This is a genomic window from Streptomyces sp. NPDC001480 (genome assembly GCF_042894725.1).
Taxonomy (GTDB): Bacteria; Actinomycetota; Actinomycetes; order Streptomycetales; family Streptomycetaceae; genus Streptomyces.
In genome coordinates, this window is the sequence record NZ_JBIAVX010000011.1 from 381,926 (window position 1) to 388,558 (window position 6,633).

Here is a 6,633-nt window from a genome sequence, read left to right on the forward strand (position 1 = left end):
CGATGAATTGCGTCATGAGCAGGAATTCATCGACGGACTGTACGCGCGCGTGGACGCCCTTCGCGGCGACACGGAGGACTCCGTCACGGACGCCCTCGCCCAGGGTGACAAGCCAATGCAGGCCCGGCTGGAGCGGGACATCCTGGTCGCCGAGCGCTCGGGGCTGCTCGCCGGGCTGAACGCGGTGGACGGCTCGCTCTGCTTCGGCCGCATCGACCTGACCTCCGGGGTCAAGCACCACATCGGCCGGATCGGGCTGCGCCGGGACGACGCCGAGCGCACCCCCGTCCTCATCGACTGGCGGGCCGACGTCGCCCGTCCGTTCTACCTGGCCACCGGCCACACCCCGATGGGTCTGCGCCGGCGCCGGCACATCGCCACCGACGGGCGCCGCGTCACCCACCTGCACGACGAGATCCTCGACCTCGGGGACCGGGAGAGGACCGGGCACGAGGACCCGACCGGCGACGCCGTGCTGCTGGCCGCGCTGAACTCCGCCCGCACCGGCCGCATGAGCGACATCGTGCAGACCATCCAGGCCGAGCAGGACGAGATCATCCGGGCCCCGCACCGCGGGGTGCTGGTGGTCGAGGGCGGCCCCGGCACCGGCAAGACGGCCGTCGCCCTGCACCGGGCCGCCTACCTCCTCTACGAGTACCGGGAGCTGCTGGCCCGGCGCGCCGTCCTGATCGTCGGCCCCAACCCCGCCTTCCTCGGCTACATCGGCGAGGTGCTGCCCTCCCTCGGCGAGACCGGCGTACTCCTGGCGACGGTCGGCGAACTGTTCCCCGGTGTGAAGGCGACGGCGACCGACACGCCCGAGGCGGCCGCCGTGAAGGGCCGCGCCGACATGGCCGACGTGCTCGCCGCCGTCGTACGCGACCGGCAGGCGCTGCCCGATCCGGTGATCGCCATCGAGCACGACCGCGAGGTGCTGATGCTCGACGACGGCCTGGTGAACGTCGCCCGCGAACGCACCCGAGCCGCCAAGCTGCCGCACAACGCGGCCCGCGAGCACTTCGAGGGGCACATTCTCAACGCGCTCACCGAGCTGTACGCCGAGCGCGTGGGCACCGACCCGTACGACGGCAGCAGCCTGCTGGACGCCTCCGACATCACCCAGATCCGCGACGAGCTCGCCGAGAACCCCGAGGTCTGGTCCGCCATCGACCAGCTGTGGCCGCGGCTGGCCCCGCGCCGGCTGGTCGCCGACTTCCTCGCCGAGCCCGACGGATACGTGTCCGAGGCCGACGCCGACGCCATCCGGCGCCCGGTGACCCGGGCCTGGACGGTGGCGGACGTACCGCTTCTCGACGAGGCGGCCGAACTCCTCGGCGAGGACGACCGGACGGCCAGGGCCCGCGCCGAGCGCGAGCGGGAGACCCAGATCGCCTACGCGCAGGGCGTACTGGACGTCTCCTACGCCTCCCGGACGTACGAGTTCGAGGACAAGGAGGACAGCGACCCGGAGTCCTCGGAGGTGCTGTCCGCGCACGACATCATCGACGCCGAGCGGTTCGCCGAGCGGCACGAGGAGACGGACTTCCGCAGCGCCGCCGAGCGCGCGGCGGCCGACCGGACCTGGGCGTTCGGGCACATCATCGTCGACGAGGCGCAGGAGTTGTCACCGATGGCGTGGCGGCTGCTGATGCGGCGCAGCCCGACCCGCTCGATGACGCTCGTCGGCGACCCGGCGCAGACCGCGGAGGAGGCCGGCGTCGGCTCCTGGGCCGACATCCTCCAGCCGTACGTCGAGGACCGCTGGGAGCACACCCGCCTCGGCGTCAACTACCGCACCCCGTCCGAGATCATGGACCTGGCCGCGGCCGTGGTCCGCGCCGAGAACCCGGACTTCACCCCGCCGAGCTCCGTCCGCTCGACCGGGGAACGGCCCTGGGTGCGGCACGTGACGGACGACCTTCCCGCCGCCGTGGAGAAGGCGGTCCTGGAACTGACCCCCACGGAGGGCCGGCTGGCGGTGATCGCCCCCCACGACCTCCACCGCCGTCTCGCGGCACGGCTCGACGGCGTCACGGCGGGCGCGGAGCCCGACCTGACGCGGACCGTCGTCCTGCTGGACCCGCGCCAGGCGAAGGGCCTCGAATTCGACTCCGTCCTGGTGGTCGAGCCGAACCGCTACGGCACCAGCGACCTCTACGTCGCCCTCACCCGGGCCACCCAGCGACTCGGGGTGCTGCACACGGGCGACCTGCCCGAGGGGCTCAAGCAGGCCGCAGCCACACCGTAGCCAGCGGTGGCAGGGTCAGCCGGATGCTCGTGGGGCGGCCGTGCCAGGCGGTCGCCTCCGGCTTGACCGGATCGGGGTTGGTGACGTCACCGCCGCCGTAGCGGGCCGCGTCGGTGTTGAGGACCTCGTGCCAGGCGGGGATGTCGTCGGGGACGCCGAGGCGGTAGTCGTGACGGACGACGGGGGCGAAGTGCGACACCGCCAGCAGCGGAGTGCCCTCGGCGTCGTACCGGAGGAAGGCCACGACGTTGTCGTCGGCCGCGTCCCCGACGACCCACTGGAAGCCCGCCGGATCGGTGTCCAGCTGCCACAGGGCGGGGGCCTGGCGGTACACCGCGTTGAGGTCGCGGACCAGGTCACGCACGCCCCGGTGGTCGGACTCGGCCCCGTAGGCCGGGTCGAGCAGCCACCAGTCGGGGCCGTGCGCCTCGGACCACTCGGCGCCCTGGGCGAACTCCTGGCCCATGAAGAGGAGTTGCTTGCCCGGGTGCGCCCACATGAAGCCCAGGTAGGAGCGGTGGCCCGCGCGCTGCTGCCACCAGTCGCCCGGCATCTTCGACACCAGCGACCGCTTGCCGTGCACCACCTCGTCGTGGGAGATGGGCAGGACGTAGTTCTCACTGTAGGCGTACACCATCGAGAAGGTCATCTCGTGGTGGTGGTACTTGCGGTGCACCGGCTCGTGGCTCATGTACTCCAGGGAGTCGTGCATCCAGCCCATGTTCCACTTCAGCCCGAACCCGAGCCCGCCGAAGCCGCTCGGGCCCCCCAGGTGCGTGGGCCGCGTGACACCGTCCCAGGCGGTCGACTCCTCGGCGACGGTCACCACGCCCGGGCAGCGCCGGTACACGGTGGCGTTCATCTCCTGGAGGAAGGCCACCGCGTCCAGGTTCTCCCGGCCGCCGTGCTCGTTCGGCGTCCACTGGCCCGGTTCGCGCGAGTAGTCGAGGTAGAGCATGGAGGCGACGGCGTCCACGCGCAGGCCGTCGATGTGGAACTCCTCGCACCAGTACACGGCGTTGGCGACCAGGAAGTTGCGCACCTCGCGGCGGCCGAAGTCGAACTCCAGCGTGCCCCAGTCGGGATGCGCGGCACGCAGCGGGTCGGAGTGCTCGTACAGCGGCCGGCCGTCGAACTCCGCCAGCGCCCAGTCGTCGCGCGGGAAGTGCGCGGGCACCCAGTCCATGATCACGCCGATCCCCGCCTGGTGCAGCCTGTCCACCAGGTACTTGAAGTCGTCGGGGGTGCCCAGCCGGGCCGTGGGCGCGTAGAAGCCGGTGACCTGGTAGCCCCAGGAGCCGCCGAAGGGATGCTCGGCGACCGGCATCAGCTCGACATGGGTGAACCCCAGGTCCTTGACGTAGGCGGGGAGCTGTTCGGCGAGCTGCCGGTAGGTGAGACCGGGCCGCCACGACGGCAGGTGGACCTCGTACACCGAGAACGGCGCCTCGTGCACCGGCCTTTCCGCACGGCGGGCCAGCCACTCCTCGTCGCCCCACTCGTGGCGCGAGGCCGTCACGATGGACGATGTGGCGGGCGGCACCTCGGTGCGCCGGGCCATCGGGTCGGCGCGCAGGGTACGCGAGCCGTCCGGGCGGGTGATCTCGAACTTGTACAGCTCACCCTCGCCGAGGTCCGGCACGAACAGCTCCCACACCCCGGAGGAGCCGAGCGAGCGCATCGGATGGCCGGTGCCGTCGAAGAAGTTGAAGCTCCCCGCCACCCGCACGCCCCGCGCGTTCGGCGCCCACACCGCGAACCGGGTGCCCGTCACCCCCTGGTGGGTCGTGGGGTGCGCGCCGAGCGCCTGCCACAGCTGCTCGTGCCGGCCCTCCCCGATCAGATGCAGGTCCAGGTCGCCGAGCGTGGGCAGGAAGCCGTAGGCGTCCGCCGTCTCGTGGACGTTCCCCTCGTACGACACCAGCAGCCGGTACGCCGGGACCTCGCGCAGCGGGAGCAGCCCGGAGAAGAAGCCGTCGCCGTCGTCGTGCAGTTCGGCCCGCAGCTCGCCGGAGACGACGGTGACCGCACGCGCGTACGGGCGGAAGGCCCGGAAGGCGATCCCGCCGGGCACCGGGTGGGCGCCCAGCACCGCGTGCGGGTCGTGGTGGGTGCCGTGCAGCAGCCGTTCGCGGTCACCGGCGTCGACGGCGGGGGAGACGGCGACCTCCACCTCGGGCGCGGGCGCGGGCGCGGGGGCCGGCACGGGAGCGGGCGCGGTCCCGGTCTCGATCTCCGGCGGCCTGGCCTGCGCGGGCGCCTTCTGCTTGCCGGACTTGCTCTGCCCGGACTTGTTCTTGGCGGACTTGTGCTTCTCGGACGCTGACTTCTTGGACGTCACGGACGCGTCTCCTGGGCGAGGGGCAGGTCAGGTCAGGTCGGACGTGGCGAGGCGGTGGACCGCCGAGAGGGGTACGGGGAGCCAGTCGGGTCGGTGCCGGGCCTCGTAGACGACCTCGTAGATCGCCTTGTCCGTCTCGTAGGCGCGCAGCAGTACGGGATCGGTGCGCGGGTCGGTGCCCGCGACCTCGGTGTAACCGGAACAGTAGGCGGCCCGGCAGGCCGTCGCCCAGTCCGGAGCCGCAGGACCGACGGAATGAGCCGCGTAGTCGAAGGAGCGGAGCATTCCGGCGATGTCCCGCACGGACGGTTGCGGCATGCGCCGCTCGGCCAGCGGCCGGGCCGGTTCGCCCTCGAAGTCGATCAGCGACCACTGCCCGGACGGCGAGCGCAGGCACTGGCCGAGGTGCAGGTCGCCGTGGATGCGCTGGGCGGTCCAGGTACGGCCCTCGGCGGCCAGGTCGGCCAGCGCCTCGAAGGCCGAGCGCAGCCCGGTCTCGTACGGCCCGAGCGCGGGCACCGCCTGCACGGCGGCTGTCAGCCGCGCCACCATGCCGTCGACGAGGACCCGCAGCTGGCTGTGGCCCAGGGTGACGGTGGGCAGGGCCCGGGCGAGCGCGGTGTGCACCTCGGCGGTGGCCCGGCCCAGCGCCCTCGCTTCGGCGGTGAAGTCCTCGCCCTTGGCGAGCTCGCGCAGCGCCAGCTCCCAGCCGTCGCTCGCGCCCCGCACGAACGGCTGGAGCACGCCCAGCACATAGGAGTCGGCGTCGCCGTCCAGCTCGGCGTGCAGCCATGCCGTCGGCGCGGGCACCCGGGCGCAGCCCTCCCGGGCCAGCGCGAGGGGGATCTCCAGGTCGGGGTTGACCCCGGGCACCACCCGGCGCAGCAGCTTGAGAATGAACGTATCTCCGTAGACCACCGAGGTGTTGGACTGCTCGGCGGTCATCAGCCGGGCCACGAGTCCTTCGCGGATCTCCTGGCGCCGGTCCCGGTCGAAGCGCAGCCCGCCGATGCGGGCCTGGGAGCGCAGGGCCTCCAGGAGCACCTCGGCGGGCCGGGTGTCGTACAGGGCGTCGTACACCGTGCGTCCGGCGAGCGGGCCCTCCGCCACGTGTCCGATCAGCGCGGGCGCCAGCCGGGGCGGCAGCGCCTCGCGCACGCCTATGAGGAGCTGGTAGCAGTCGCCGGGGCGGGGCGGGGAGCCCAGCGCGGCCGGCTGGTGGGCCTGGACCAGCAGGTGGTACAGGCCGAGCCGGGCGTCGCCGGGCAGCAGCTCGGTGGCCGCGACCGGTGTGAAACCGGTGACCGGGCGTCCCTTGCCCGCGAACCAGCGCTGCCTCGGCAGCCACTCGCGCAGCAGTGGATCGAGCGACGCGAGGATCTGGCCGGGACTTGTGGTGGTGCCGGAGGGGGTGACCGTTTCCGCCATGGCGTCACGTCCTTTCCCCGTCGTCGGGTCGTCGGGGTGGTTACTTCTGCGTGCCCCGGGTGGGGCGGCGGAAACCGCCCCACCCGGGCTTCTATGAGCCTTCCTTACGGAGGCGGAACCAGTAGAAACCGTGGCCCGCGAGGGTCAGCAGATACGGCAGTTCACCGATCGCCGGGAAGCGGACACCGCCGAACAGTTCGACGGGGTGCCGTCCGTTGAACCGGCTGAGGTCCAGCTCGGTGGGCTGGGCGAAGCGGGAGAAGTTGTGTACGCAGAGGACCAGATCGTCCTCGTACTCCCTGAGGAAGGCGAGGACGGCCGGGTTGGAGGAGGGCAGTTCGGTGTAGGACCCCAGTCCGAAGGCCGGATTCTGCTTGCGGATCTCGATCATGCGGCGGGTCCAGTGCAGCAGGGAGGACGGCGAGGCCATGGAGGCCTCGACGTTGGTGACCTGGTAACCGTGGACGGGATCCATGATCGTCGGCAGGAACAGCCGACCGGGGTCACACGAGGAGAAGCCCGCGTTGCGGTCGGGGGTCCACTGCATGGGGGTGCGCACGGCGTCGCGGTCGCCGAGCCAGATGTTGTCGCCCATGCCGATCTCGTCGCCGTAGTA

The 6,633-nt window shown here is 72.2% G+C and carries 4 protein-coding genes; 1 reads left to right on the forward strand and 3 read right to left on the reverse strand.

Features of this window, described 5'->3' with window-relative positions; all coding sequences use genetic code 11:
- Nucleotides 1-7: 7 nt before the first annotated feature.
- Nucleotides 8-2,248, forward strand: a complete 2,241-nt coding sequence (locus ACFY01_RS28395; RefSeq protein ID WP_390738562.1) for a HelD family protein — start codon at nt 8-10, stop codon at nt 2,246-2,248.
- Here the strand turns inward: ACFY01_RS28395 and glgB are convergent.
- The 3 genes from glgB to ACFY01_RS28410 all read right to left on the reverse strand — a co-directional run.
- Nucleotides 2,223-4,481 (reverse strand): 1,4-alpha-glucan branching enzyme, encoded by a 2,259-nt coding sequence (gene glgB, locus ACFY01_RS28400; protein ID WP_390738584.1) that lies wholly within the window; start codon nt 4,479-4,481, stop codon nt 2,223-2,225. The two genes, ACFY01_RS28395 and glgB, sit on opposite strands and share 26 nt — an antisense overlap.
- 135 nt (nt 4,482-4,616) lie before the next feature.
- A complete protein-coding gene (locus ACFY01_RS28405) occupies nt 4,617-6,017 on the reverse strand; it encodes a maltokinase (protein WP_390738563.1) in 1,401 nt (466 codons plus the stop codon).
- 91 nt (nt 6,018-6,108) lie between these two features.
- Nucleotides 6,109-6,633: alpha-glucosidase C-terminal domain-containing protein (locus ACFY01_RS28410; RefSeq protein WP_390738564.1), on the reverse strand; the 525-nt coding region annotated here is incomplete at its 5' end.

Excerpts from the sequence above, each read along its gene's own strand:
- ACFY01_RS28405 (WP_390738563.1), bottom strand. The coding sequence starts at position 6,017 with ATGGCGGAAACGGTCACCCCCTCCGGCACCACCACAAGTCCCGGCCAG.